The sequence below is a fragment of the Mesorhizobium sp. WSM4308 genome, assembly GCF_002294905.1.
GTDB lineage: Bacteria > Pseudomonadota > Alphaproteobacteria > Rhizobiales > Rhizobiaceae > Mesorhizobium.
Window position 1 is genome coordinate 39,098 of record NZ_NSFW01000009.1, and the last position, 24,506, is coordinate 63,603.

Below are 24,506 nucleotides of genomic sequence, written 5' to 3' on the forward strand. Positions count from 1 at the left end.
CCTCATCCGTCTCGGCGCTGCGCGCCGATCCACCTTCCCCCACAAGGGGGGAAGGAAGAAGCAGCCTTGCCGCCACCACTGCCTCGCGCTATCCCGGCGCCATGATCACCTTCCGCAAGGCGCAAGCCTCCGACCTGCCGGCAATCGTCGCCATGCTGGCCGACGATCCGCTGGGCGCCGCCCGCGAGGATGCCTCGTTGCCGCTGGCACAGGGCTATCTCAATGCTTTTGCTGCCATCGATGCCGATCCCAACCAGCTGCTGGCGGTGGCCGTGGACGGAGCCGAGGTGATCGGCACGTTGCAGATCACCTTCCTTGCCGGGCTGTCGCGCAAGGGCGCCTGGCGCGGGCAGATCGAGGCGGTTCGGGTCGCCGGCCATCGGCGCTCGGGTGGCATCGGCCGGCTGATGGTCGAATGGGCGATCGATCAATGCCGGTCGCGCGGCTGCGGCCTTGTGCAACTGACCACCGACAAGGGGCGGGCGGACGCGCATCGCTTCTATGAAGACCTCGGCTTCACCGGCAGCCATATTGGCTACAAGAAGAGCCTTTAGGCGCATCCGTTCCGCCCCTCCGGCGACTGGCGTATAGCGGAAGGCTTTCAGGCACTATTCAAATTGCCGGACAAAGCGGATATAGGTCAGCTACATTGACCTATATGAAAATCGTCTGGGGAGGCGTGACTTGACCCTTTTGAACCTGTTGGCTTCGCGCTCGTCGCGCATGAAGGCCTCCGAAATCCGCGAACTCCTGAAGCTGCTCGACCAGCCGGACATTATCTCCTTCGCCGGCGGCATTCCCGATCCGGCGCTGTTTCCGGCCGAGGCCATCCGCGATGCCTATGCCGAGGTGCTGGGCGGTGCGGAGGCGGGCGCGGCACTGCAATACCAGGTGTCGGAAGGTTATCTGCCGTTGCGGCGCTGGATCGCCGGGCAGATGGGCACGCTCGGCGTCGCCTGCGACGAGGCCAACATCTTCATCACCTCCGGCTCGCAGCAGGCGCTGGATTATCTGGGCAAGCTGTTCCTGTCGCCGGGCGACACGGCGCTGGTGACATGGCCGACCTATCTCGGCGCGCTGCAGGCGTTCAACGCCTATGAGCCACGCTATGATCGGCTGCGGCCGGAAGGCGGCAACATGACGCCGGACGCCTATCGCGCGGCGGCGGCCGCAAATGGCGGCAAGGTCAAGTTCGCCTACTTGGTGCCCGACTTCGCCAACCCGACCGGCAACACGCTGGACAGGACGCAGCGTGAAGCGGTGCTCGACCTTGCCGGCGAACTCGACATCGCCGTCATCGAGGACGCCGCCTATCGCGCCCTGCGCTATGACGGCGAGGGCGTGCCGCCGATCCTGGCGCTCGATTGCGCGCGCGCAGGCGGCATCGACAAGGCGCGCACGCTCTATTGCGGCTCGTTCTCGAAAATCCTGTCGCCGGGCATGCGTGTTGGCTGGGTGTGCGCCCCGCGCCATGTGGTGGAAAAACTGGTGCTGATGAAGCAGGCTTCCGACCTGCACAGCCCGTCGATCAACCAGCTGGTCATGCACCGCGTCGCCGAATCCGTGTTCGACGGCCAGGTCGACAAACTCATCGGCGCCTATCGCGAGCGCCGCGACGGCCTGCTCGGCGCGCTCGAAGCCAACATGCCTGACGGCGTGACCTGGAGCCGTCCGGAAGGCGGCATGTTCGTCTGGGCGACATTGCCCGAAGGGTCCGATGCCACCGAACTCCTGGCGCGGTCGGTGAAGGAGGCGTGCGTCGCCTTCGTGCCCGGCATCGCTTTTTACGCCGATGGCACCGGGCGCAACACGCTGCGGCTGTCCTTCACGCTGGCCGACCGCCGCGCGGTGACCGAGGGCATTCCACGGCTGGCGGCGCTGCTGAAGCGGTAGGCCGGTCGCGGAAGGCGGCATTTCTACGCCGTCACGGTGACCAGGTGCCTGAGTATCGCAAGCCTGGTGCGCGCCAGTTTGCGGAGCGGTTTTTCAAAATCTTCCTCGCCGGTCTCGACGACGAAGACCAATGTCACGAAGTCGAGCATGAACTCGTCCATTGCCGTGGCGACCGCGTGCGACTTGCCCTTGAAGTGCCGCAGCAAGGCGTTTGCCTCCTCGACATCGCCGGCCCCGGCGCTGTCGATAAGCGCTTCCAGTCTCTCAAAACAATCCAATCGTGGTTCCTCCCGCCGCGCCACGAAACTCCGGTTTGATCGGAAAGTTCCCGTCAGGAGAATTTTCTCCCGAAAAAAGATCGGGGTGGAACCTCTTCAGCCGACAGGTGTTCCTAGGTGTCTGATCCCCCGCAGACATCTGAAGGCCTGGTCAACGAGGCCTTCCAAAGCCCGCCGGGTTCCCCTCTCCGGCGGGCTTTTCATTTGCAGAGGACCGAAGGGCGGGATTTTCGGCGGCGACGCCGGAAGGCAGCGGCTGTCAGTAGCCTGCGCCCGCCCGCATTGACGGCGCCCCAAGCGAATTTAGATTTGGAACATTGCGAGGAGGATTTTCGTGGAAACCCAGGAACTGCATCGCGGCCGGCTCATCGACCACATCCAGCTGGTGGTAAGGGATCTCGCCGCCAGCCGGCGTTTCTACGAGGCGGTCTTGCAGGTGCTCGGCGTGCCGATCGGCGGGACTGGCAAGGATTATTTCTGGTCCGATGAGCTGTTCATCTCCAGCGCCGACAGCCGGGCAGCACTGGGAAAACTCACTGGCCGTCACCATCTGGCCTTCCAGGCCAGGGACCACGCGATGGTCGATGCCTTCCACAAGGCCGGGCTAGCGGCCGGCGGCACGGACAATGGCGCGCCGGGCGAGCGGCCCTATCATCCCGGCTATTACGCCGCCTTCCTGCTCGACCCCGACGGCAACAACATCGAGGCCGTCCATCACGGTGCGCATACGCGCAGCGTCGCTTCGGTGAAGATCACCTTCTAGGGGCTTCCATCGAACGCAGCCGCGGCCACCGCCGGCGGCATTTTGCGCGCCTGCTGGCCCAACGGGGATTGACGGCGTCCCGTCGTTGCCAGGTCGCTGGCCCCAATGCTAACCGTGCAAAGGCGGTTGGAATCGGCGTCCAGGCAAGGTACGCCCTAAATTTCCACTGGACCGAGACATCCTTTCCCATCGTGGAGAAATATATTTCATGCAAAAATCGACCAGGGCAATCTGCGCCGCCACGCTTTTACTTGCGGGCGGAGCCATCTTGCCGACAAGCATATTATCAGTTTCTTATATTTCATCGGCGCAGGCTCAGGAGGAATATCTTCCGACCAAGAAGGACTTTGTCGGCAAATGGAAGCTCAGCGGCTCAGCCATCCGCCCGCCGCGCGACATGAAGGATGCGCCGACGCCCGAACAGGAAGCGGCGGCCGCCGCGTTTCAGCAGACGGTGACCGCCTTCTACGGCGCGTTCGACTATCTGGAGATCACGGCGGACGGCCGCTACAATTTCCATCAGCCGGGTGACGCGGCGTCGGGCGCCTGCGTCTGGTGCGGAACCTGGTCCTTCAGCAAGAGCTCGCTGTGGCTCAAGCTGGACACGGCGCCCAGGCTCGACATCTACGCCAAGGACGGCGACATCCAGATGACCTACACCGCCGAGCCCGACGAGAAATCGAAATACGCCTGGCTGGTCTTCGGCTGGACGAAGGCCGAGTAGGCCGGCGGCGCCGCGCGGCGTTGCCCGTCAGGGCTTTCGGTGTTCGGGGGCCTAAGCGGCTTTCCAACGATCTCGAATCTCGTATACGAGATCGTGCCAGCTATCCGAGAAATCCGTATGAACCCGTTGCCTGGAGCGGTGCCGTTTTTCAGCCAGTGGGAAACGCCTGACATGACGCTGGCCGTGCTCGCCGATGGCGCCGAAGTGGCGCTGCGGCGCGATCCGCTATGGCAAGGGTCGGGCGCGAAAAGCCTCGACGAATACGCGGTCTGGGCCGCCAACATCTGCGGCATGGCGTGCCTGAAAATGATCCTGGCAACGCGCGGCGAGATCGTGCCGACCATCGAACTGGCCAGACGCTGCACCGTATATGGCGGCTATGTCGTCAACGAAGGCTCGATCAAGGGCCTGATCTACGCGCCCTTCGTCACCTTCGTGCAGGCGGAATTCGGCCTGGAGGCGCAGGTGATGACCAATGTCGCGACGTCGGACATTCCGGCGATCCTCAGGCAGTCACGCTTCTTCATCGCCTCGGTCAGCAGTTCGATCCGCTGGCCCGAGCGCGAGCCGCCGTCGAAGGGCGGCCATCTGGTGCTGGTCACCGCGGCGTCGCAGGACGGTTTTCGCTTTCACAACCCATCCGGCCATACCAGCGCCACACAGGCCAACGCAGTGTTGGCGCCAGCCGATTTCGACCGTTTCTTTGCCAATCGCGGCATTGCCGTCACAATTTGATTTCGAGGGATTTCGATGAAGAACAGGCTTTTCAATGAAGGATAGGATCAGGGTCGCCATCCTCTATGGCGGGCGCTCGGCCGAGCATGACGTGTCGCGGCTGTCGGCCGCCAATGTGCTGAAGGCGATCGACCGGACGCGCTACGAGGTGGTGCCGATCGCCATTTCCAGGGAGGGCAGGTGGTTGCTGCAGCCTTCGTCCGAGGCCGGCGCCGACGGGGCAGGGGCTCCGGTGTCGGAGGATGGTATGGAGGTCGCGCTGCTGCCCGGCGGCAAGGGCCGGCTGATGGCTCTCACCAAGAATGGCGAACAGCCTGACCCCGTCGATGTCGTCTTTCCCGTGCTGCACGGGCCGTTCGGCGAGGACGGTTCGGTACAGGGCTATGCCGAGGTTGCCGATGTCGCCTATGTCGGCTGCGGCATCCTGGCTTCCGCCGCCGCCATGGACAAGGATGTCGCCAAGCGGCTGCTGCGCGAGGCCGGGCTTGCCGTTGCCCGCTCGGTCACCGTGCTGAGAGGCGATGTCGGTTCGTTCCAGGAGATTGCCGGGGCGCTTGGGCTGCCTTTCTTCGCCAAGCCAGCGCGCCAGGGCTCGTCCTTCGGGGTGAGCAAGGTGCATGACAGGGATGGCTTCGAGCAGGCGGTCGAAACGGCTTTGCGCTATGACAGCAAGGCGCTGATCGAAGAGTTCGTCGACGGCCGCGAGATCGAGTGCTCGGTGCTGGAGCGGGCCGACGGCTCGCTGACGGTTTCGCTGCCGGGCGAGATCATTCCCGCCGGCAAGCATGGCTTCTACACCTATGAGGCCAAATATCTCGATGCCGACGGCGCGCTGGTCAAGGTGCCCGCCGATGTCCCGGCCGATGTCGTTGCCAGGACGAGCGAGATGGCCGCGCGGGCTTTCCGGGCGCTCGGTTGCGAGGCCATGGCGCGCGTCGACTTCTTCCTGCGCGCCGACGGTTCGCTGCTGGTCAACGAGGTCAACACGCTGCCCGGCTTCACCGACATCTCGATGTACGCCAAGGCGCTTGCCGCGGCCGGCATCGGCTACAGCAAGGTGATCGACGTGCTGATCGAGCACGCGCTGGCAAGGCACGGGGCGCGCTGATCGGCTCCGTGCAGCGTCACGCCAGGCTTGCCGTCCGCCCTGCGGCGTGAATCCCGACGAGCGGATAAAATCACTTCTTTCCATTGCCTCCGGCCGCAGGGAACATACTGACCCGCCCGGAATTGAAGGGTAACCAGCGGTCTGCCGGCAAATGTTGCACGCCGGCTCAATATGTCAGACCATGGCCGCTGGCAGGGGGAGAGACAGCAAGTGGCGGCCAATCGTCGAAACGGGACGGCGTCCGAGGCGCATGGGCTGGACGATATTCTTTCGGCCGCCGCGCCCCGTCCGCGAACCGCATTGCCCAATGTGGCGACCACCGTGACGACGGTGGCTGCGCTGTATTTCGGCCGCGAGGTGTTCCTGCCGATCGCGATCGCGCTGCTTTTGACCTTCGCGCTGGCGCCTTTGGTTTCGGCGCTCAAACGGGTCGGCATTCCCCGGATCGCTGCGGTCATCGCCAGTGTGCTCGGCGCCTTCGCGGCCCTTGCCCTGTTCAGCTTCGTCGTCGCCACGCAGGTCAGCGAGCTGGCGCAGAACATTCCGGTCTACCAGACCAACATCCTGGCCAAGATCCGCTCGCTCAAGGAAACCGGCGTCGGGGGCGGGATCATCGCCAGGTTGAGCAGCGTGGTCGAGCGTGTCGGCCAGGAGATCGACAGGCAGGACGCCACGCTGCCGGCCGCCACGCCCGACAAGCCGCCGCGCGAACCGGTGCCGGTCGAGATCGTTGCGCGTGAAAGGCCGCTCGAAGTCCTGCAGAACATCGTCGGTCCGCTGATCAGCCCGCTGGGATCGGCTGGACTGATCGTCGTCGTCGTCATCTTCATGCTGCTCGAGCGGGAGGATTTGCGCGACCGCTTCATCCGGCTTGTCGGCTATGGCGACCTTCACCGCACCACCGAGGCGCTTCAGGATGCAGCCAAGCGCGTGGGCCGCTACCTGCTCATGCAATTGGTGGTCAACATCCTCTACGCCATACCGATTGCGATCGGGCTGTGGATCCTTGGCATTCCCAATGCGCTGTTGTGGGGCCTGCTGGCGCTGGCGCTGCGGTTCGTTCCCTATATCGGTCCGGCCATCGGCATGCTTTTGCCGCTGTTCCTGGCGCTTGCCGTGGCTCCCGGCTGGTCGCTCGTGTTGTGGACGGCGGCCCTGTTCGTGGTGATGGAACTGGTCACCGGCAATGTCGTCGAGCCCTGGCTGTACGGCTCGCGAACCGGGCTGTCGCCGCTGGCGATCATCGTCGCGGCGATCTTCTGGACGTGGCTGTGGGGGCCGCTCGGGCTCGTCCTGTCGACGCCCCTCACCGTCTGCCTCGTGGTGCTGGGCAGGCACGTACCGCAGTTTGAATTCCTCGACGTGCTGTTCGGCAACGAGCCGGTGCTGGAACCGCATGCGCGGCTGTACCAGCGGCTCCTGGCCGGCGACCCGGACGAGGCCACCGATCACGCGGAGGAAATGCTCGAGGAAAAATATCTGGTCGAATTCTACGACAAGGTGGCTGTTCCCGCCCTTTTGCTGGGCGAGCGCGACCGTGTGCGCGGCGTCATGGGCGACCTGCAAAGGCGGCAGGTGGCGGCCAGCGCGCTCGCGCTGGTGGCCAATCTCGAAGATGATGCCAAGGAGGAGGCGGCCGAGGACGAAAGCCGGCATGTGGCCGGGGAAGGGGGCGAGCCCGGCGATGCCGCCGCCGAGGACGAGGCCGAGCTGCCCGACGGCAGTGGCCTATCGGTGCTTTGCGCCGGCGGGCGCGGCGAGCTCGACGACGCCGCCGCGGCGATGCTGGCGCAAGTGCTGGAGGTCCAGGGAGCGACCGTGTCGAAGGCTGACTTCGTCGACATGGAACCCGCCGGCATCCGCCATCTCGAGCTCGAGACAGTCGACACGGTGGTGGTCGGCTTCCTCAACCGCGATTCCGTCAAGCATGCCCGCTTTCTGGTTCGGCGGCTGAAGCGCGCGAAGGCGGCGCTTCGGGTGGGCATCGTGTTCTGGTCGGAAACCGGCAACGGAGACAAGGAAGCGGCGGCCAAGCTCGCCCAGGACATCAACGCGGATTTCGTCGCCCACGGCATGGTCGACGCCGTGACCGGCGCGCTGTCGAACGAGCCGCCGGTGGCGCTGAAGCTCGTCGCCAAACGGCGCATGCGCCGGCCGCGCGCCGCGCCAAGGAAGGTGCCGGCCGCGGCGGCGGGCTAGGGGCAGAAGCCGATCGCCGCGAGCGCTGGTTCGACCTACCGGTAAGGGCGCTTATAGTGGCTTTGCGCCGCATCCCGGTCGTCGGCGCCAGCGGATCATGCCCGGCAGGACGAGAACACATGATGCATGACGATCAGGTGGATATCGACATCGATATCGCCCGCCAGATGATCGACGATCAGTTTCCCCAATATCGTCATGAGCACATCACCTCGGTCGGATCGTCGGGAACCGTCAACGCCATCTTCCGCATCGGCTCGAAGAGCGCTGCGCGCTTCCCGCTGCGGGCGATGAACCCTGCCGAATGCGCCGATATGCTTCGGTCGGAGGCCGCTGCCATGGTCGAGATCGGCGAACATTGCCTGTTTGCGACGCCACGCCCGATTGGGCTCGGCGAGCCCGGTCCTCGATATCCAATGCCATGGGCATTGCAAACGTGGATCGAAGGCGAGGTTGCCACGCCGCACGGGCTAAGTGGATCGACGATGTTCGCGCTTGACCTTGCAAGCCTCGTGGCATCGTTGCGCAAGGCGGACACACGGGGCCGGCGCTTCGACGGGCAAGGACGTGGCGGACATCTCCCCGATCATGACGATTGGATGGCTGTCTGCTTTGAAAACAGCGATGGCCTGCTTGATGTGGCCCGACTGCGCGATTTGTGGGCCCGGTTGCGGGAGTTGCCCGCCGCCGGGCCTGTCGTGATGAGTCACAAGGACCTTATCCCGGCAAACCTTCTCGTGCAGGGCGAGCGTCTTGTCGGCGTGCTTGATGGCGGCAGTTTCGGGCCGGCCGATCCGTCGCTGGATCTGGTGGTGGCGTGGCATCTTCTCGACCGCGAGCGAAGGGCGGCCTTTCGCAGCGGCCTTCAGGTCGAGGACCTCTTATGGAAGCGCGGTGCTGCCTGGGCGTTCCAGCAGGCCATGGGTCTCGTCTGGTATTACCGTGGCACCAACCCAGCCATGAGCGCGCTGGGGCGCAGCACGCTCGCTCGCATTCTCGACGATCCTGACATCTGAGCTCTGGTTGCCGGCGGCGAGCCAGAGCTAAGTCGGGTCTGTCGGAACATTACGCTCCGCCAACGCGTTTCATGATCCTGCAATGGACGTTTTTTTGGAGGCTGAACATGCGCAGCTTCGAACTGGTCGATCTGCTTTACGTGGTCGAGGCCTGCAAGCACGACCGCGTGGTCGGAAATTTTGTCTCGATGGCTGAAGGCGTGGAAGAGTTGCGGGTGCTGACCGGCGATTTCGTGTCACCGGACGATGTGGTGGCGAACGCCCTTTCCAAGGTAGCGCTTGCACGAGGCTGCCCGGTTTTGTTCGACGAACAGGCAGGCGCTGAAATCCAGCTTTGACGTCCTGGCGGCTAGATCCCCGGCCTTGTCCCCGAACACGGCAGCCTCCGCCCACAATTGATTCAACGGCAGATCTCATGGAAACGCCCGCCACCTGGGTGTGCGGGCGTTTCAGAGCGTTGGCCCAAGTCAGGTCAGGATAAGGACGATCTTCAACGTGTCTGGATCGACTATGACGATCCGACCGTCGGCCAATACGAAATACTCGTAGCTTTCATAGGCCGGAACAATCTTGACGATGCGCGCCGGCAGACGATGCAGCCGGATCTTGTGCCGCGGAACTTCGATGCCGACCGAAATGTCGAAATCGACATTGGACACCGGCTCGACCCGGGTCTCCTTGATGACCTGGGTGATCTGGGTTTTCTGTTCGACCGTCACATTGCTGATAGAGGCAGTCGAACCCTGATCAGTCTGTGTCGAGGTCTTGCCCTGAGCCTGCTGATCGGTGGCCGCATTTGCCTCGCCCTGGGCCTGCTGGTCGGTCTGGACCTTGGCCTTACCCTGAGCCTGCTGATCGGTGGTCGCATTTGCCTTGCCCTGGGCCTGCTGGTCCGTCTGGACCTTGGCGTTGCCCTGAGCCTGTTGATCGGTGGTTGCATTTGCCTTGCCCTGGGCCTGCTGGTCCGTCTGGACCTTGGCGTTGCCCTGAGCCTGTTGATCGGTGGTCGCACCTGCCTTGCCCTGGGCCTGGTCGGTCTCGACCTTGGCCTTGCCCTGAGCCTGCTCGTCGGTCTTGGGCTTCGGGTTGCCCTGGGCCTGCTGGTCCGCCTTGGCCTTGGCCTTGCCTTGGGCCTGCTCGCCCATCTTCATCTTCGAGCCTTTTTGACAGTTGGCCGCGCCGGCCGCGCAATTGGCGTCACCGCCCGACTGAGTTTCAGCCGGCTGTGTCTGAGCCACCGCGGCACCGCATCCGATGCCGAGCGCGAGCATGCTGGTGATCAACATATGCTTCATGGGAGGTCTCCTCGAAAGCATCAGTCCCTTCGCGGGATAAACCTCGACGAAAAAATTTCGTTCCAGGCGAATTGGCAAAAGCGACAGGCGGAAATTTGAAGGAACAACCCACATCCGAGGGCGTTGCGGCGGGAGCCCGACTTCAGTGATCCAAGCCCATCCGGGCCCGCCGCTTCCCCGTGGCGGGCCCTGCCGCTCCGATCTTCGACCGACGGTTTGCGACAGCAGAATGTCTGTCCGGCCATTCCTTCGCGGGCAGCTGCCATCGTCGGGCTGGGAGGCTTTGAGCCATCACCAATGGACTTCAGCGGCAGACTGCCGAGGAGAAAAGCATCCGCTTCCCGTATTCAATGCCGCTTGCGATGAACGCCCTGGAGCTACCGATCGACCATCGCCATGCCGCGCTCGCCATAGCGCGGGCCAGCGATTTTTCCCGGCGCCAGCGCCTCGTCCAGTGCGGCCATTTCGGCGGCGTCGAGTTTCAGCGAGGCGGCGGCGATGTTCTCCTCCAGGTATTTTCTGCGCTTGGTGCCGGGGATCGGCACGATATCGACAGCGAAATCGCCGCCTTTGCCGAGCAGCCAGGCCAGCGCGATCTGTCCTGGCTTGACGCCCCGGGCGGCCGCGATGTCGCGTACCGTGCCGGCCGCATCGACATTGGCGTCGTAATTTTCGCCCTGGTAGCGCGGGTCGTTGCGACGGTAGTCGCCTTCCGGATAATCCTCGGCGCGCTTGACATCGCCGGTGAGGAAGCCGCGGCCGAGCGGCGAGAACGGCACCAAGCCGATGCCGAGTTCCTTGAGCAGCGGGATGATCTCCGGCTCCAGATTGCGTTCCCACAGCGAATATTCACTCTGCAGCGCCGAGACGGGAAAGACGGCATGCGCCCGGCGGATGTTGGCGCCACCTGCCTCCGACAGGCCGAAAAAGCGCACCTTGCCCGCGGCCACAAGCTTGCCGACCGCGCCGGCGACATCCTCCATCGGCACGTCAGGGTCGACGCGGTGCTGGTAGAGCAGGTCGATATGGTCGGTGGCGAGCCGGACGAGCGAGGCTTCCACAACCTCGCGGATATGCTCGGGCCGGCTGTCGACGCCGCTGAGCTGCTTGCCGTTTTCGATGCGGAAGCCGAATTTGGTGGCGATCGTCACCTGGTCGCGCTTGCCCTTCAGCGCCCGGCCGAGAAGTGCCTCGTTGGTGTGCGGGCCATAGACCTCGGCGGTATCCAGGAAGGTGCAGCCAAGTTCGATCGCGCGATGCAGCGTGGCGATGGACTCGGCCTCGTCGGCCGGGCCGTAGGACTGGCTCATGCCCATGCAGCCGAGGCCGATGGCCGAGACTTTCAATCCCTGGCTGCCGAGTTTTCGTGTCGCGAGGGTCATGGCTGCGCTGCTCCGGTTGGGGTTTGCAGCACCATATAGAGCACGCGCCCAATTCCCATAGGTGTGCAGCGCTGTCTCAACCGACTGTGATCAAGGGTGCCGGGCGCCAGGCAGGCCCAGGCCGGAGCCAGTCCGAATGTTGGAAGCGACGCCGCGACCGGGCGCGGCGTCAGGGCGACATCACTGGATCGAGGCCGGCTGCGAAAGAACGAGGGGGCTGATCGCCCGTTCCTCACCCTCGACGTTTCCAGACAGCGCCAAACCGCTGCTCATGGAGTCGAATTCGATTGCCGCGCCAAGCAGTTGGGCAGCCCGCAGGACCAGATATTCAATGTCCTCGAGGGCGACATTCTCGGCCAGATTCATGATCCTGACCTGCTCGGCCGTCACCGTGATGTTGACGATGCCGGCCGTCTTGAATGCCCTCTCGACCGCTGCATTGACGTCATCGTGCAAGCGCATGGAGTAATCGTAGCGCATCGAAACCTCCCAAAGGGAACGGTTTTCTGTTCAGGTTGAAGCATGCGCTCGGGGTATCGGTCTGGCAAGTGAAATCTGAAAATATACAAATAAAATCAGTTGGTTAGTTAAATTACAGGAATGCGTATCAGGCGTTCGATGAGCATCATGCGTTTGATGTGCGGAGGCCTCACTGGCCGGTCTTGACGCATAATGGGGGTCACCATACTTATAAGCTGAATGAGCTAGATGCTAACTCACCGTGTTTTTAGTCCTGAGCGAGGAGCGCGCACATGGCTGAACTGGAACGTCCGGAACGGCTGCAGATCATGCTCACCACGGACGAATTGGCGGCGCTGGAAAACTGGCGCTTCGAAAAGCGCATGCCGAGCCGCTCGGCAGCGGTCCGGGAGCTGCTGCGGCGCGGCCTTTCCTCGGACGGGTTCCTGACGGCCGAGCAGGGGGTCAAGTCGCAGGAGTTCGGCGTGCTGCCCGACGGCGACGGCAAGACGGGCGATCGGCCGTCGGAGTGACGCTGGCTTCATCCGTGGCGCGCCGCATGCGAATTGCGGCCGGGGAGATTGTCTTGATCCGCTCGCGCACTACCTCATGCCGATGAGCGAAATCGTGGCGGCGACGGCGGACATCGCAACAAACAACCAGAAACAGGACGCGACTGCCGACGCACGGCTCGCGGCCATCGTCGATTCCTCTTTCGATGCCATCATCAGCAAGGATTTGACCAGCATCATCACGAGCTGGAACCTGGCGGCCGAACGCATGTTCGGCTACACCGCCGAGGAAGCCATCGGCCAGTCGATCCTCATGCTCATCCCCGATCACCTCAAGAGCGAGGAGACCGAGATCATCAGCAGGGTTCGCAGTGGCCAACGCGTGGCGAGTTATGAGACGACGCGGAGGCGCAAGGACGGCGCGCTTATCTCCGTCTCGCTGACGGTTTCGCCGATCAGGAACGCCAATGGCGAGATCGTCGGCGCCTCCAAGATCGCCCGCGACATTTCCTCCGCAAAGGAGAGTGAGCGCCGGATCAGGCTGCTGATGCGGGAGGTCAACCATCGCGTCAAGAACCAGTTCGCGGTCATCCTGTCGATGGTCAGGGAGACGAGCAGGCGCTCGAGCGACCCGCAGGAGTTCGAGGAACTGATCCGCGCCCGCATCATGGCGCTTTCGCGTTCGCATGATCTGCTCGTCACCTCGGAGTGGGCCGGCGCCAGCCTGTTCGACCTGATCCAGGAACATCTGAAACCTTTCGGCCGCGAGGAGCAGATCCTGCTCTCCGGCCCGGTCCTGACGCTGCAGTCGAATGCGGTGCAGAATCTCGGCATGGCTTTCCACGAGCTCGGCACGAATTCCTCCAAATATGGCGCGCTGGGCAGCGAAGACGGCAAGGTCGAGATCACCTGGACAATCGGCTCAAGCGACCAAGGCCCCGGCACCCAGGGCTCCGGCACCCAGGACTTGGGCGCCAAGGACTTGGGTGCCAAGGACTTGGGTGCCAGTGACTTGGGCACCAAGAGTGTCGGTGCATCGGACGGACGCGACTTCCAGCTGCTCTGGACCGAGACGTCCACGCCCCCTCCGGAGCGCGAGGAGAGCGCGCGCAAGGGGTTCGGCACCGTTGTCCTGCAGCGGGTGGCGCCGCAGTCGCTGGGCGGTTCGGCTCAACTGGAGCGCTCGCCCGGCCGTCTCAGCTGGCGGCTCAGTGCACCTCTGGCATCGATCATCGTGCCGCAAGCCGGTGTCGAAGCCGACGACGGCGCAGCGCAGGGTTTCGGCATCTGAACGTCCCGTATCCCCCGTAAGAGGAGATTGGCGTCGGCGTCGTCTCTCCGTCAGGCAACGGCAGGGTTTTGACTGCCACTGCCATCGCGGCACTGTTCAAGATCAGCGACAATCAGGCGATGCGCCTGGAACTGCCCGCCAAAGGCCGTTGTGCTCAACCGGGACGGGACGGCAGGTTTTCCGCCGCCCCGGCTTGCCGGTCACCGGTGATGCGGGAGATGCCTTTCGGCATCGACTTCCCCAACGGTGAAGCTCTGGAAGCCCGGCATGAGCTGCCAAATGGCTGCAAGGCCTATGATCAGATAGGCCAGGCGGGCCAGCATGGCGCCCCCAAGGACCGTGCCGATTACGTCATAGCCGGTCACCCCCATGGACAGCCAGTTGAGACCGCCAAGGATGATGAGGGCGAGAGTGACGAGGTTCATGATGCGCATAAACGCCTCCTGATGTTGCCTGACGAAAAGACGTCCGTAAAAAAACGCTTGCGGTTTCAGACGGTTCCGTCGATCACGAAATTGTGAATGAGGGTTGCGATCCGTGAATACGGCGCGGCCTACTCGACCAGTATATGCGCCTCGCGCGCGGCCTCGACCAAAGCCTCCCTGGCGATATCGGGAGGCACGTCGCCGCTTGTCGCGCGGCGGCAGGCGCGTAGCGCGGACTGATGTTTCAGGCTGCCGGCGTCGCGCCAATGTGTCGTCAACAATTCGATCGCCTGTTGTGTATTGGACAAGTGGCGGGTGGCGCCGGCCACACCGACCGAAACCACCACGGGCTTGGAGAACCACGCAGGTTGCATTGGAACCTCGACAAGGTTGCTGATGCAAAACGCGCGTGTCGGCCCAAAGTTTCACCGGTTCCAATCACTGGCGCGTGAGGCTGGGCTGTGGCGGCACCCTCGAATGTTCGCTCGGGTGCACGATCCGCGGGCTCCCTAGATCGAAAGCGGAACGCGTTCCCCGATCCGCGGCACTGGCTGGAAAATAGCGTCGGTAGCGCACCGTAAAGCACGCCTGGTAACTGTTGATTCAACCATTGCTGGTATTTTGTATGGTGTGGTAGCGGCTCCGGCAGTGCAACAGGGGCCGGGTTGCCGGAGCCGCCTACGCGGTCCGGTTGGGGTTTGACCGCGCTGTTCCAAAATAGGACAGCGCGGTCAACGATTCGTTAAAATCCAAAATGTCTAATTAAGTTTGCGCTAATTGAATGGCGATTTTAGCGCGACGGGAAACCGGCATTCGACGGGCTGATGGAACATTAGTCGTTTCTAATTGTTTGTGTTTGTCGGCAGGGCGGGGGCATTCCCTGCCGAAGATCGGGTTTCCGATCGGCCCGCGCGCCTCTGGCCGAGAGCGCGGGCTTTTATCCCTCAGGCGGCCCGGTACACCTCTGGTTGGGGTAAGCAGCGCACCGGGCCTAACCGGCCTGGGGCGGCTGCCGGCTGGCTATGTATGCGGCACGACCAATGCAACTGAAGCATTCAAATGAAGGAATGTATATCGCGATTGGATAAATTAACGGAACGTCCAATGGACGATACCGGAACCAAAGCGGTTACATCAGACCTTTGCGTGAGGGCCATGGGACCTTGGTCCCCATGGCAAAGCCCGCCACGGGAGCGACCCGCAGCAGGCTTTCGCAGTGGCTATGTCCCGAAGGAATCGACCGCTTGTGATTGCACTGTGACCCACATGGCCGCGTTGGCCTATGGTGTGATCGCGGAAGGCAGCTTGGGGCTCGCCCACAAACACGGATTTTGCGCTCCCCGATCAGGGGACCGCAAGGCGCGGCTGCACCTTGCGTTGCCGCCGCCGCCGGAGATCGTGCCATCTTGCCGAAGCGCTGGAGGCGTCGCTGCGGGAAAGCGTCTCGCGATCCTTTAGGTCGCCTCAAGCTCCATGGCCCTTTGAGCTGCCTTCGCGATAAAGCCGGATCGGGTATAGCCGTGCGCCTCAGCAAAGGCATCAATCCGGCGCAGAACATCTTCAGGGAGCGTGACGTTCACCCGGACAGCTTTTTTGGCCTCGGTCTTCACCGCTACCAAGATTGCAACGCCGTCTCGATTGGTGGCGTCGGCCATGACATCTTCCAGGCTGGAAGGTTCTGGAATCGCCTCGCCATCTTCCACAAGCCCTTCGATGTGGAAGGCAAGCGCTTCCTCCGCCATAGCGCGAGCGTCATCTAGATCGGCGCCGGCGGTGACAACGCCGGGAAAATCGGGGAAGGACACGCCGAAGTCGCTGTCGGCGTCCTTATGGATCAGTCCGATATACTGCTTCATGTCTCTCTACCTCAGTTTCAGACCGGACTGACGTTCAATGCTCCGCAAAGTTCCCAAAGGGATATCCCTTTTGGGGTGCGGGACCGTGACCCTGCCGGCTTTCTTCTTGTGTTTGAATTGTGCATGACTGCCCTTTCGAGCGACTTCGTACCAACCGTCGGCCTCCAAGGCCTTGATAACGTCCGCACTTTTCATGTGTATAAATACACACTGGGTGCGAAAGATGCAACAAAAATGAAAGTCAGCCTTTCAAACCGTTGCCTTAGATCGACGCATCATAGGCGTCGAACTCAGCCAGAACCGGCGCCGGCCGCGCCAATGCGGCTGGGGAAAGCCGTTTGCGCGGTTGTCGAGCCACCGGTCTAGGGTGGTGTCGCAAATCCCGTAGCGTCGACAAACTGCAGGCGTATCGATCTCGCGCCGCGGCTTCATGATCCAGGACATCAAGTTTCCGAAGATGACGGAACAGGTTTGAGTTGGTCGTGTCCAAATGCTCGCGCCCTGCAGGCCAGCGTTCGCCTGATACGGACACGTTTATCGCTGGATATCAGACGATTTCGGTCGAGACCGCACCAAACCATTGACAAGATTGGTTCCCGCTCATGGGCTCGAACCACGATTCACGCCTTCAAAGGGCGCTGTCCTACCATTAGACGAAGCGGGAGAAGCTCCGATGCTTATGCCGTCAGGACGGCGAGGCGTCAATTCGGGAAGTTGTCGACCGGCTCTTCGCAGCGATAGACCGGGCAGTGCCCGTCGCGCGCCGGGATATAGGCCGACATCGGCACTTCCGGCCAGTCGCATTCATTGCCGAACTGCCTGACATAGCGGTCATAGGTGTCCGGTCCCGTGGTCAACACCACGGCGCGACGGCTCTGGATCATCGCCCGGATCTCGGCGCAGCTCATACCGCGGCTGTCGGGGCGGGCCTCGGCCAGGCTGGTCGCGGCGAGCACGGAGCCCAAGGTGATCAACAGGACAGGAAGGCGAGCGGGCATGGCGGCTCCTCTTTGGTTCGGGGTGCTGCATTGTCCCATAAAACCCATCATGTGTCCGCCCGTTCCGCGACGGGCCGCGTATTGCGCGGGGCAAGAGGCGGCGCGAGGCCACCCGCGCAAATCAGGCATCGCGCATTGCTGGTCATGGATGGCAGGAAGCCTTACGAAACGCCGCAATGGTGGCCCGGAAACGAGGGTCCCGAAGCCATGCTGTTCCTTCCGCGGCGGACGCGACCACTGCTTTGAGGCGTGCCCGCAAAGGACCGATCCGCCTGCTGCCCCATCGCACGATGCGGAGAACCGTGCTGGCGCCTCCGGCAAGGTTGACCCCCTAGGCCCCACCCGGTTCGCCGAAGAAGTCCGCCAATGCCCGAGCGGTCTGTTGCGGCGCCTCCTCGGGGAAGAAATGACCGCCGGGCATGGCCCGTCCGCGGACGTCATCGGCCCAGCCTCGCCAAAGAGCCAGCGGCCCGCCGTCGCCCGCGTACCAGTCGGCAAGCGCACCTTGCCCGCTCCACAGCGCCAGCACCGGACAGCGGATACGCCGGCCGGCGGCCTTGTCGGCATGGTCATGCTCGCGGTCAAGCGTCGATGCCGCGCGGTATTCCTCGCAGATGGCGTGGATGTGGGCGGGATCGCGCAAGGCATCGATGTAAGCCTGGCGGACCTCGGGCGGAAACGTTGACGGCGACGACCCCCAGCCGCCGAGCGCGTTGTCGACGACCGCCTCGGCGGATCCCCGCAGCATCAACTCCGGCAAGGGCTCGGGCTGCGCCAGCAGTGACCAGGGCCAATAGCCCTGTGCCAGCCTGGCGTCGGCCCGATCCCATGCGTCGGCCGTTGCGACGATGTCCAGAACCGCAAGCTTTTCAACGCGGCCGGGATGATCGAGGGCCATGCGGTACGCCACCCGCCCACCGCGATCATGGCCGGCGACCATGAAGCTGCCGAAGCCGAGTTTGGCCATCAGGGCCGCCATGTCGGCGGCCATGGTCCGTTTGGCATAAGAGGCGTGAGCGCTGTCGGACGACGGGCACGCGCTGGCGCCATAGCCGCGCAGGTCGGCGCAGATGACGGTAAACCGCTCGGCCAAGGCCGGCGCCACGTCGCGCCACATCAGATGGGTCTGCGGAAAACCGTGCAGGAGCAGCAGCGCCGGACCGTTGCCCGCACGGCGGAAAAATATGCCGGCATCGCCGGTATCGATTTTTATCGACTGAAAATTGCCGAACATGGTGGTGCCTCCTTTCCGGCAACGGCCGGAGGCCGGATTTGGTTGCGGGCGGTCGCGTCGGAGCGCCGACCTTTGTTCGCCAACCTTTCGGGCGGTTGGGCGTTGTCCCTGCGAGGCAGGCTGCCGCCGCGGGCGGCCGTCAAAGCAAAAGGAGGCTCAGATGAAAAAACCTCTGGCCATCGCGTCGCTGTTGCTGGCCCTGGCCGTGCCGGCGGCGGCACAGACGGATCAGCAGCAGGGCACCAACAACCCGACTCCGCAGGCCGACAAATGCCGGGTCGAGCCGGATCAAGGCAAGCAGCAGCCAGGTGGCGGCAATCTGAGCGAAAAGCTCAATGATTGCGGCGGGGTGCTGAAGCCGCCGGCCACCGGCGACCAGGGCATGGCGACACCGGCGCCCGACGTGGGCAAGACACCGGTGATCAAGCCGGGCCAGGTGCCGGCTCAGCCGCAGGCCAAGTAGAAAGCCAGGCGCCGAAGAATTTTGGGTTCGAAACCTCTCATCCGATCGTGGATGGCGATCTGCTCCGCAAAAATAGGTATCGGCAGCAACAGAAAAGCAGGCGAGGGGCACCGCCTGCATTTCTGGGTTAGCGAACCAGCACGCCGGCATGATCGCACAGCGCCGTAAAGGCTTCCTGCGCCTGCGCCGTGCCGTCCTTGTTTTCCAGCGCCGCTTCGACCTTTGCGCGCGCGGCCTGGTAGAAGGGACCGCGGCTGGCTTGCGGCCAGTCGATCAGGACTTCACTGGCGTCCTGAAGGGTCGCCACCTCACGGATTGTGTCCGAGCCATGCGGCTTGATCCGCACCGGTGTCGTCAGCATCACATCGGCCATTGCTCTTCCCGCCTCTGGTTTTTCCACTATTGGAGGATGCGGGCTTCGCGCGCGGCGTCGATCATCGCCCGCATCGCCTTTTCCGGCGGTGTCCAGCCGTCCAGCGCATCGCGACAGCAGCGCAGCGCCGCCTGATATCGCCGGCCTCGGCCGGCAGGCCAGTCGCCCAGGCATTCCAGGCCCTCCCAGGCGCTACGCACGATGCGTTCACGCTCGGGGGCGAATTTCAGGCGGATCGGTCGGGGAAAAATCTTGTCGTTCAACTGACGTCTCCGTGGCATGTCGCCCGACACTGACCGCGGTTGTGGACAACGGCACTTGTGAGGGGCGCCGGATAACGTCGTCGACAAGGGAGGGTTCCAGGCCCGAAGATCAATTTTCAGTCTGCGCGACGGCGTCGGACAAAGGCCTCGGTGGCGGCGGAGCGGCGTCTTCGGGCGCCGGCCCGTCAAAGGGCCGGTCATGCTCGAATTGTTCGGTGCCGGGCAAGGCGTGCAGCCAGGTCTCGCGGCGGCTGATCCACAATTCATATTGCGGCTCCAGGTCGGTCGGCGCGACGTCGAGGCTGCCGAGCATCACCTCGACTTCACCGTCGCCGACCCAGGCGACGCGGCTGCCGCAGGTCGGGCAGAAGCTGCGCGTGCCGTAGGAGGCGACTTCGCCCGATGTCTCGAAGGCGTCGCGCGGCCATATCGCAAAGGCCGAATAGGCCGAGCCGCTGGCCTTGCGGCAGTCCTTGCAGTGGCAAAGGCCGACGCGTGTCGGCTGGCCGATGATGACGAAATGCACGCCGCCGCACAGGCAACTGCCGGTTCTGCGTGTGGTGTCGGACATGATCGCGGCCCTCCGGTCTGGCTTTCGTCAGTCTGGCACGCCAAGGGCCGGGCGGAACAGATGCTGGCCATTTCGTTGGCCAGAAACCGGGAAAAATCCCGTTCGCACCGCCGACCGGGCTGGTGCTCCCGACCCGGCCGATGCGGCCCGCAACATCCTTCAACGCAATGCCGGCGAAATGGTTGCGGCTCGCGGCCGCCCCCGCCTATCCGCGCGCGGCCATGTGGTTGTCGAGCTTCTTACGCGACGGGCCGTAGCGCTTGATGATGGTCTGGGCTTCGCTCTGCGGGATGCCGTATTTGCGCGCGAAGGCGGCGACCTCGTAGGTCTCCTCGCTCGAAACCAGCTTGCGGTCCTGCTTGATCTTCGTTTTGTCGTCGGGCATGGCGTGCCTCGCTTTCTGTCAGCCGCACGGTCGCGGGGCATCAGTATATAGGATGCCGCGATCAGACATAACAGCGATCGGCGCTGCTGGTTCCAAGGCAGATGGCGGACAGAAGCCTGCCCGACGCGGATCGAGGCTGTCAGGCCGATGCAGGGGCGGGGCCCGCGGCATGGGGATCGGCCTCGCCGCATTCGGCGCAAGCAGCGCTGGCGCCGGGGCAGCCGCGCTGATGCGTGCCGGCGGGACAGCAAAGCCCGTTGGAGCTTGTCCAGCGAGGGCATTGGAAAACCTGCCCGGTGCCGCCACAGCCATTACACTCGAGGACTGGTGACCGGACCAGATAGGACCTCGTCCTGAACCTGACGCTCGCGCCCAAAACTCACCCCCAAAATGGTTGCACCGGACATGCCTGTACATTAGCCAAAGCTAACAATATCACGTCGCGGGTTACGGACAAGTTTCGGGATCGCTATTTGTTGGTGAAAGCTGGCGCCAAGTGCCAAACGCGTTGGCTGGGTTCAACCGCCTGGCAGCACCATAAATAGGAACGCCGACGCGGCCGGTCGCGATCGCATCCAGCGGCCCCATACCATCAGCAGGCAAACCGAAATAATCTGATTTCACTGGCGCGGGCGGCCGAGGCACTCCACATCTGAGCAATCTTGCCTCCATGATTCCGCGCAATCGCGGGATCGGGCAATGACAACGGGGGTTGGCAATGACTGACACGCAAGGCAATTCGAACCGTGCCCTCCAGCACGGGGCCGTGGGCTCGCGCTCGATCGGCAGCGGCATCGTCGCGCTGGCCATCGTGCTGGCGCTGATCGGTGCCGTCATGGGGTCTTGGTACACGATCGACCAGGGTGACCGCGGCGTGCTGTTGACCAATGGCGCGTTGAGTTCGGTCGTCGATCCGGGCCTGCATTTCAAACTGCCGTGGTTGCAGAGGGTCGAGAAGATCAGCCTGCGCCAGCAGGTGTTGAAATGGGGCTGCGAGAACCAGAGCGATTGCGGCAATCTGCCGGCCATGCAGGCCTATTCGCGTGACCAGCAGCCGGCCGACATGCGCGTCACCGTCAATTTCCACGTGCCGGCGGCCGAGGTCTCGAACGTCTACACCAATTACGGGTCGATCGAGGCGCTGGCCGACCGGGTCATCGCCCGCAAGGCGCCGCAGGAGATCAAGACGGTGTTTGGCCAGTACGACGCCGTGTCGGTGATCCAGAACCGCGCCAAGTTCAACAAGGATGTCGCCGACGCCATCTCGTCGGTGACCGACGGCCCAGTGATGATCGACAGCGTCCAGGTCGAGAACATCGACTTTTCCGACGCCTATGAGCAGGCGGTCGAGGCGCGGATGACGGCGCAGGTGGAAGTGCAGAAGCAGGAACAGAACCTGCAGCAGGAAAAGATCAAGGCCGACATCGCGGTCACCCAGGCCAAGGGCCGTGCCGACAGCGTCAAGGCGGAAGCCGAAGCCAGCGCCTACAAGACCAAGATCGAAGGCGAGGCGACGGCCGAAGCGATCAAGGCGCGCGCCGCAGCGCTCGCCAACAATCCGCTGCTGGTCGAACTGACCAAGGCCGAAAAATGGGACGGGCAGTTGCCGAAGTCGATGATCCCCGGCTCGACGGTGCCGTTCCTCGAACTCAGCACGCCGGCGCCGGTGGCGAACTGAGGTCCAAGCGAGGCAACGAAGAAACCAATGATGATCCCGAACGGGCTTCGGAAGGGATCATGCTCTTGGTTCAAAAAGTTCGACCACGTTGCCGGACGGGTCCTCGCAAAGGATCTGGCGACCGCCGGGGCCATCGACGATCTCGTTGCGGAACGGCACGCCGGCATCGCGCATCCGGGCGGCGAGCACCGGCAGGTCTTGCACCTCGATGACGATGCGGTTCCAGCCGCCGGGCTGCGGCGTGCGGCCATCCGGCATCGGTCTCGCCGCCGACGCCATCGGGCCGGCGAGCCAGAACGTCAGGTCGTCGCGCTTCAGGATGGCCATCGCCGGGCCGAACTGCTGCCGCAGCGCGAACCCCAGATGGCTGGTGTAAAATTCTATCGCCAACTCGATATCGCTGACGAGATACCGGACCGTCGCCATAGGCTGGCTCTCCTCACAAACTGATCACGCCCCCTTTGCGAGGGTAGCTTTCGGGGCAGGTCGCGGCAAGGTTCCCGGCCCGGCGACGGCGCCCGTCCGTCAGCGCCGGACCGGCGACGGCGTCCGTCGCGGCCGCGCTTGCGGACAAAAATTCAGGCCGGTGTCGGAACTGCACGACGTCGCTCGTCCTTGGGTCGATATCCATTGCAACCCTGGAGAGACAAAATGCCGGACATCACTCAATCGCCGTGGCAGACCGCGGCCCTTCTCATCGCCCGCCTGGTCTTCGCCGCCATGTTCCTGATGGGGGTGGTCTTCAAGTTCATGGACATGGGCGCCACCGCCGGCTACATCGCCGCCGCCGGCTTCCCGTTTCCGCTGTTTCTGGCGTGGTGCGCCGCGATCCTCGAGACGCTGCTGGTGATAGCCTTCCTGACCGGCGCCCTCCTGACCCCGGCGGCGCTGGTCGCGGCAGTCTATGTCACCTTCCTCGGCTTTGCCTTCCACGGCCCGTCGCACTGGGCCTCGAACCAGGCCGAGTTCGGCGCCTTCATGTCGCATTTCCCGTTCGCCGCCGGCCTGCTCTTCGCCGCCGTCCACGGGCCGGGACGGACGCTGGCGCTGAACCTTGGCTGGCCGGGCAAGGCTTGAGACGAGCTACAAGATCGGAGGAGTTCGCCGTTTGCGTGAAACGGTGAACTGCCCGGGCCTCACAGCTGATCGTTATAGGGCTCCTTCATCTGGCCGACCATGCGGGCCAGTTTCGAGAAGGACGGCATGTCGGCCTCCGGCTGGCACTGGTTGGCGAGTTCCAGCAGCCGGATCGGAAAATTGACGGCGTCGCGGCTCGACGCCGACATGCCGTTGGATCGCTCCTCGCCGGTTTCACTGGCCTCGGCCTTGCGCAGCGCGATGTCGATCTCCTCCGATGTCAGCACCCCCTTGCGAACCAGGACGTGGTTGATCGACGCGACGGCCATCAGCAGGCCTTCGAGTTGCAGATTGGCGACGTTCATGGGGTTCCCTCCATTGACCAAAGGGGAAACGCACCAGCGGCGTTTCCGATCCGAAGCCAGGCGCGGACGCGTCAGATCCTGTCGGAGAACAGCACGACCACCAGCAGCAGGATCGCCGCAGCTGTCCCTGTAGGCCGCCAGGCCCAGCCGCGCGAGCATGGCCAGACCGGGAACACGCCGACCAGGACCAGCATGACGGTGATGATGGTGAAGGCGCCGGGGATACCAATCCGCCGGATGCGGGCACCGGCTAGCCCTTCCGCTTCAGATAATCACCCAGCGGAATGTCCGGCGACTTGGTCTTCCACGGCGTCGATGCCTTAAAGTCGGCCGCCTGAAGTTTCGCTTCGTCGGCGTCGCGCAGTTCGCCTGTCATGCCGGCGACGGCGATCTTGGCGCCATGGCGGCCCTGGCGATTGGACCGCGCCTTGAACAGCGGAATGGCCTTGCGCTTCGACTTGTTGTTCTCGCCATAGGCATCCCTGCCATCGCGCTCATAGGAGAGTTCCTTGTCCGCCGGCGGCGAACGCTGCTCGCGACCTTTTTGATCTCCCACGGTAACGCGCTCCGATCCCGATAGCTGACTATAGACCGAATTCTCATGTCACCGCAAAACGACCCTGATTGCTTGTGTTGCATTGAGGTGTCCACGTGAAGCGTCCGAGGCGCCTATTCCTGCGTCAGGCGCTCGCCATATTCGCGCCACACCGCCTTGACGTCCAGGCTGCCGAGGCGCGGGATCGACGGATCGCCGCAGGTGATGGCGACGGCGCTGATGTCGTAGTTGGGGTAGGCGTTGGCGACGAAGCGGATCGCGTCGCCAAGCGAGTTCACGCGGATGATCGGATCAGCCTGGCCCTGACCGGTGCTGCGCACACCGGAAACCGTGGCTGGAGCATGCCGCATCCTGAAGACGGATGCCATGGCTGGTCTGTCCATCGCCCTCTCCTGCAAGGCCGTACGACGCGAATCATTCCATGAGCTTCTTCTGATGGTCCCACAGCTGCCGGCTGATGAAAAGCCGGCTATCCGGTTCGGGTTTCGGCGACGGCGCGGGGCTTGATCGAGAAGGAGGCTTGAGAGGTTCCATGATCTAGGAATTTTTTCCTTGACCGGGTGAGGGCAGCCATGCTACATATTTGTCCATGGTGCTGATTTGCGCC

The 24,506-nt window shown here is 63.6% G+C and carries 33 protein-coding genes and 1 tRNA gene; 14 read left to right on the forward strand and 20 right to left on the reverse strand.

Translation table 11 applies throughout. The features are described from left to right. The first annotated feature begins 101 nt into the window (after positions 1 to 101). Both CK227_RS17755 and CK227_RS17760 read left to right on the forward strand, forming a co-directional pair. Positions 102 to 554, forward strand: coding sequence for a GNAT family N-acetyltransferase (locus CK227_RS17755; RefSeq protein ID WP_095773774.1), 453 nt, complete (start codon positions 102 to 104; stop codon positions 552 to 554). 169 nt (positions 555 to 723) lie between these two features. Beyond that, positions 724 to 1,893: a PLP-dependent aminotransferase family protein gene (locus tag CK227_RS17760; protein WP_179296481.1), complete on the forward strand. Its 1,170-nt coding sequence runs from the start codon at positions 724 to 726 to the stop codon at positions 1,891 to 1,893. Between the two features lie 23 nt (positions 1,894 to 1,916). On the opposite strand, the gene CK227_RS17765 is transcribed toward CK227_RS17760, so the two are convergent. Further along, positions 1,917 to 2,171: a hypothetical protein gene (locus tag CK227_RS17765; protein ID WP_245318170.1), complete on the reverse strand. Its 255-nt coding sequence runs from the start codon at positions 2,169 to 2,171 to the stop codon at positions 1,917 to 1,919. A gap of 334 nt (positions 2,172 to 2,505) precedes the next feature. On the opposite strand from CK227_RS17765, the gene CK227_RS17770 reads away from it, so the two are divergent. From CK227_RS17770 to CK227_RS17800, 7 genes are all read left to right on the forward strand, one after another. Beyond that, a complete protein-coding gene (locus CK227_RS17770) occupies positions 2,506 to 2,934 on the forward strand; it encodes a VOC family protein (protein WP_095773777.1) in 429 nt (142 codons plus the stop codon). A gap of 208 nt (positions 2,935 to 3,142) precedes the next feature. Continuing rightward, positions 3,143 to 3,658 carry a hypothetical protein gene (locus tag CK227_RS17775; protein ID WP_095773778.1) on the forward strand — a complete coding sequence of 172 codons (516 nt, stop codon included), beginning with the start codon at positions 3,143 to 3,145 and terminating at the stop codon, positions 3,656 to 3,658. Between the two features lie 117 nt (positions 3,659 to 3,775). After that, the gene (locus CK227_RS17780; protein ID WP_095773779.1) at positions 3,776 to 4,393 is read left to right on the forward strand and encodes a C39 family peptidase; all 618 of its coding nucleotides are present in this window, start codon (positions 3,776 to 3,778) and stop codon (positions 4,391 to 4,393) included. Between the two features lie 34 nt (positions 4,394 to 4,427). After that, positions 4,428 to 5,501, forward strand: a complete 1,074-nt coding sequence (locus tag CK227_RS17785) for a D-alanine--D-alanine ligase family protein (RefSeq protein ID WP_095773780.1) — start codon at positions 4,428 to 4,430, stop codon at positions 5,499 to 5,501. A 210-nt stretch (positions 5,502 to 5,711) separates the two neighbouring features. Continuing rightward, entirely contained in the window at positions 5,712 to 7,700 is a 1,989-nt protein-coding gene (locus CK227_RS17790) for an AI-2E family transporter (RefSeq protein WP_179296474.1), read from the forward strand. A 122-nt stretch (positions 7,701 to 7,822) separates the two neighbouring features. Further along, a complete protein-coding gene (locus CK227_RS17795; RefSeq protein ID WP_095774016.1) occupies positions 7,823 to 8,716 on the forward strand; it encodes an aminoglycoside phosphotransferase family protein in 894 nt (297 codons plus the stop codon). Between the two features lie 107 nt (positions 8,717 to 8,823). Next, on the forward strand, positions 8,824 to 9,054 hold the full coding sequence (locus CK227_RS17800; protein ID WP_095774017.1) for a hypothetical protein: 231 nt from the start codon (positions 8,824 to 8,826) through the stop codon (positions 9,052 to 9,054). Positions 9,055 to 9,183: 129 nt separating this feature from the next. On the opposite strand, the gene CK227_RS17805 is transcribed toward CK227_RS17800, so the two are convergent. The 3 genes from CK227_RS17805 to CK227_RS17815 all read right to left on the reverse strand — a co-directional run bounded on the left by CK227_RS17805 (position 9,184) and on the right by CK227_RS17815 (position 11,873). Next, positions 9,184 to 10,011 (reverse strand): DUF1236 domain-containing protein, encoded by an 828-nt coding sequence (locus CK227_RS17805; protein ID WP_095773782.1) that lies wholly within the window; start codon positions 10,009 to 10,011, stop codon positions 9,184 to 9,186. A gap of 377 nt (positions 10,012 to 10,388) precedes the next feature. Further along, complete coding sequence (locus CK227_RS17810) at positions 10,389 to 11,393, reverse strand: aldo/keto reductase (RefSeq protein ID WP_095773783.1); 1,005 nt, start codon at positions 11,391 to 11,393, stop codon at positions 10,389 to 10,391. 180 nt (positions 11,394 to 11,573) lie between these two features. Further along, positions 11,574 to 11,873 (reverse strand): hypothetical protein, encoded by a 300-nt coding sequence (locus CK227_RS17815; RefSeq protein WP_095773784.1) that lies wholly within the window; start codon positions 11,871 to 11,873, stop codon positions 11,574 to 11,576. A gap of 272 nt (positions 11,874 to 12,145) precedes the next feature. Between CK227_RS17815 and CK227_RS17820 the strand changes: the two genes are divergently transcribed. Both CK227_RS17820 and CK227_RS17825 read left to right on the forward strand, forming a co-directional pair. Continuing rightward, positions 12,146 to 12,385, forward strand: a complete 240-nt coding sequence (locus CK227_RS17820; protein ID WP_095773785.1) for a hypothetical protein — start codon at positions 12,146 to 12,148, stop codon at positions 12,383 to 12,385. Between the two features lie 76 nt (positions 12,386 to 12,461). Next, positions 12,462 to 13,655, forward strand: coding sequence for a PAS domain S-box protein (locus tag CK227_RS17825; protein ID WP_095773786.1), 1,194 nt, complete (start codon positions 12,462 to 12,464; stop codon positions 13,653 to 13,655). A gap of 200 nt (positions 13,656 to 13,855) precedes the next feature. Here CK227_RS17825 and CK227_RS17830 read toward each other — a convergent pair whose 3' ends face one another. The 7 genes from CK227_RS17830 to CK227_RS17860 form a co-directional block, all read right to left on the reverse strand. After that, a complete protein-coding gene (locus tag CK227_RS17830; RefSeq protein ID WP_019859308.1) occupies positions 13,856 to 14,089 on the reverse strand; it encodes a DUF378 domain-containing protein in 234 nt (77 codons plus the stop codon). A gap of 119 nt (positions 14,090 to 14,208) precedes the next feature. After that, positions 14,209 to 14,454 (reverse strand): DUF982 domain-containing protein, encoded by a 246-nt coding sequence (locus CK227_RS17835; protein ID WP_095773787.1) that lies wholly within the window; start codon positions 14,452 to 14,454, stop codon positions 14,209 to 14,211. Between the two features lie 1,080 nt (positions 14,455 to 15,534). Further along, positions 15,535 to 15,936 (reverse strand): type II toxin-antitoxin system HicB family antitoxin, encoded by a 402-nt coding sequence (locus CK227_RS17840; protein WP_095773788.1) that lies wholly within the window; start codon positions 15,934 to 15,936, stop codon positions 15,535 to 15,537. Positions 15,937 to 15,942: 6 nt separating this feature from the next. After that, entirely contained in the window at positions 15,943 to 16,131 is a 189-nt protein-coding gene (locus CK227_RS17845) for a type II toxin-antitoxin system HicA family toxin (RefSeq protein ID WP_095773789.1), read from the reverse strand. Between the two features lie 395 nt (positions 16,132 to 16,526). Next, a tRNA-Gln gene (locus CK227_RS17850) sits at positions 16,527 to 16,600 on the reverse strand. A gap of 37 nt (positions 16,601 to 16,637) precedes the next feature. Next, positions 16,638 to 16,934 (reverse strand): hypothetical protein, encoded by a 297-nt coding sequence (locus CK227_RS17855; RefSeq protein ID WP_095773790.1) that lies wholly within the window; start codon positions 16,932 to 16,934, stop codon positions 16,638 to 16,640. A gap of 331 nt (positions 16,935 to 17,265) precedes the next feature. Next, positions 17,266 to 18,168, reverse strand: a complete 903-nt coding sequence (locus CK227_RS17860) for an alpha/beta hydrolase (RefSeq protein WP_095773791.1) — start codon at positions 18,166 to 18,168, stop codon at positions 17,266 to 17,268. A gap of 160 nt (positions 18,169 to 18,328) precedes the next feature. On the opposite strand from CK227_RS17860, the gene CK227_RS17865 reads away from it, so the two are divergent. Beyond that, positions 18,329 to 18,631 carry a hypothetical protein gene (locus tag CK227_RS17865; protein WP_095773792.1) on the forward strand — a complete coding sequence of 101 codons (303 nt, stop codon included), beginning with the start codon at positions 18,329 to 18,331 and terminating at the stop codon, positions 18,629 to 18,631. A gap of 127 nt (positions 18,632 to 18,758) precedes the next feature. On the opposite strand, the gene CK227_RS17870 is transcribed toward CK227_RS17865, so the two are convergent. The 4 genes from CK227_RS17870 to CK227_RS17885 all read right to left on the reverse strand — a co-directional run bounded on the left by CK227_RS17870 (position 18,759) and on the right by CK227_RS17885 (position 20,223). After that, positions 18,759 to 19,004, reverse strand: a complete 246-nt coding sequence (locus CK227_RS17870) for a DUF982 domain-containing protein (protein ID WP_095773793.1) — start codon at positions 19,002 to 19,004, stop codon at positions 18,759 to 18,761. A 26-nt stretch (positions 19,005 to 19,030) separates the two neighbouring features. Then, on the reverse strand, positions 19,031 to 19,267 hold the full coding sequence (locus CK227_RS17875) for a DUF982 domain-containing protein (protein WP_095773794.1): 237 nt from the start codon (positions 19,265 to 19,267) through the stop codon (positions 19,031 to 19,033). A gap of 109 nt (positions 19,268 to 19,376) precedes the next feature. After that, on the reverse strand, positions 19,377 to 19,838 hold the full coding sequence (locus CK227_RS17880; protein WP_095773795.1) for a GFA family protein: 462 nt from the start codon (positions 19,836 to 19,838) through the stop codon (positions 19,377 to 19,379). A gap of 205 nt (positions 19,839 to 20,043) precedes the next feature. Next, entirely contained in the window at positions 20,044 to 20,223 is a 180-nt protein-coding gene (locus tag CK227_RS17885; RefSeq protein WP_010910426.1) for a DUF3606 domain-containing protein, read from the reverse strand. Positions 20,224 to 20,941: 718 nt separating this feature from the next. Here CK227_RS17885 and CK227_RS17890 point away from each other — a divergent pair. After that, complete coding sequence (locus CK227_RS17890; RefSeq protein WP_095773796.1) at positions 20,942 to 21,901, forward strand: prohibitin family protein; 960 nt, start codon at positions 20,942 to 20,944, stop codon at positions 21,899 to 21,901. Between the two features lie 57 nt (positions 21,902 to 21,958). Here the strand turns inward: CK227_RS17890 and CK227_RS17895 are convergent, their stop codons facing one another. After that, positions 21,959 to 22,327, reverse strand: a complete 369-nt coding sequence (locus CK227_RS17895) for a VOC family protein (protein ID WP_179296476.1) — start codon at positions 22,325 to 22,327, stop codon at positions 21,959 to 21,961. Between the two features lie 225 nt (positions 22,328 to 22,552). Here CK227_RS17895 and CK227_RS17900 point away from each other — a divergent pair, with 225 nt between their 5' ends. Continuing rightward, the gene (locus tag CK227_RS17900; protein WP_095773797.1) at positions 22,553 to 22,978 is read left to right on the forward strand and encodes a DoxX family protein; all 426 of its coding nucleotides are present in this window, start codon (positions 22,553 to 22,555) and stop codon (positions 22,976 to 22,978) included. A gap of 59 nt (positions 22,979 to 23,037) precedes the next feature. Here the strand turns inward: CK227_RS17900 and CK227_RS17905 are convergent, their stop codons facing one another. The 4 genes from CK227_RS17905 to CK227_RS17920 all read right to left on the reverse strand — a co-directional run bounded on the left by CK227_RS17905 (position 23,038) and on the right by CK227_RS17920 (position 24,282). After that, positions 23,038 to 23,343: a hypothetical protein gene (locus tag CK227_RS17905; protein WP_010910423.1), complete on the reverse strand. Its 306-nt coding sequence runs from the start codon at positions 23,341 to 23,343 to the stop codon at positions 23,038 to 23,040. 71 nt (positions 23,344 to 23,414) lie between these two features. Continuing rightward, the gene (locus CK227_RS17910) at positions 23,415 to 23,537 is read right to left on the reverse strand and encodes a DUF3309 family protein (RefSeq protein WP_095773798.1); all 123 of its coding nucleotides are present in this window, start codon (positions 23,535 to 23,537) and stop codon (positions 23,415 to 23,417) included. 56 nt (positions 23,538 to 23,593) lie between these two features. Then, on the reverse strand, positions 23,594 to 23,899 hold the full coding sequence (locus CK227_RS17915) for a hypothetical protein (RefSeq protein ID WP_095773799.1): 306 nt from the start codon (positions 23,897 to 23,899) through the stop codon (positions 23,594 to 23,596). Between the two features lie 113 nt (positions 23,900 to 24,012). Continuing rightward, entirely contained in the window at positions 24,013 to 24,282 is a 270-nt protein-coding gene (locus CK227_RS17920; RefSeq protein ID WP_095773800.1) for a hypothetical protein, read from the reverse strand. Positions 24,283 to 24,506: the final 224 nt, after the last annotated feature.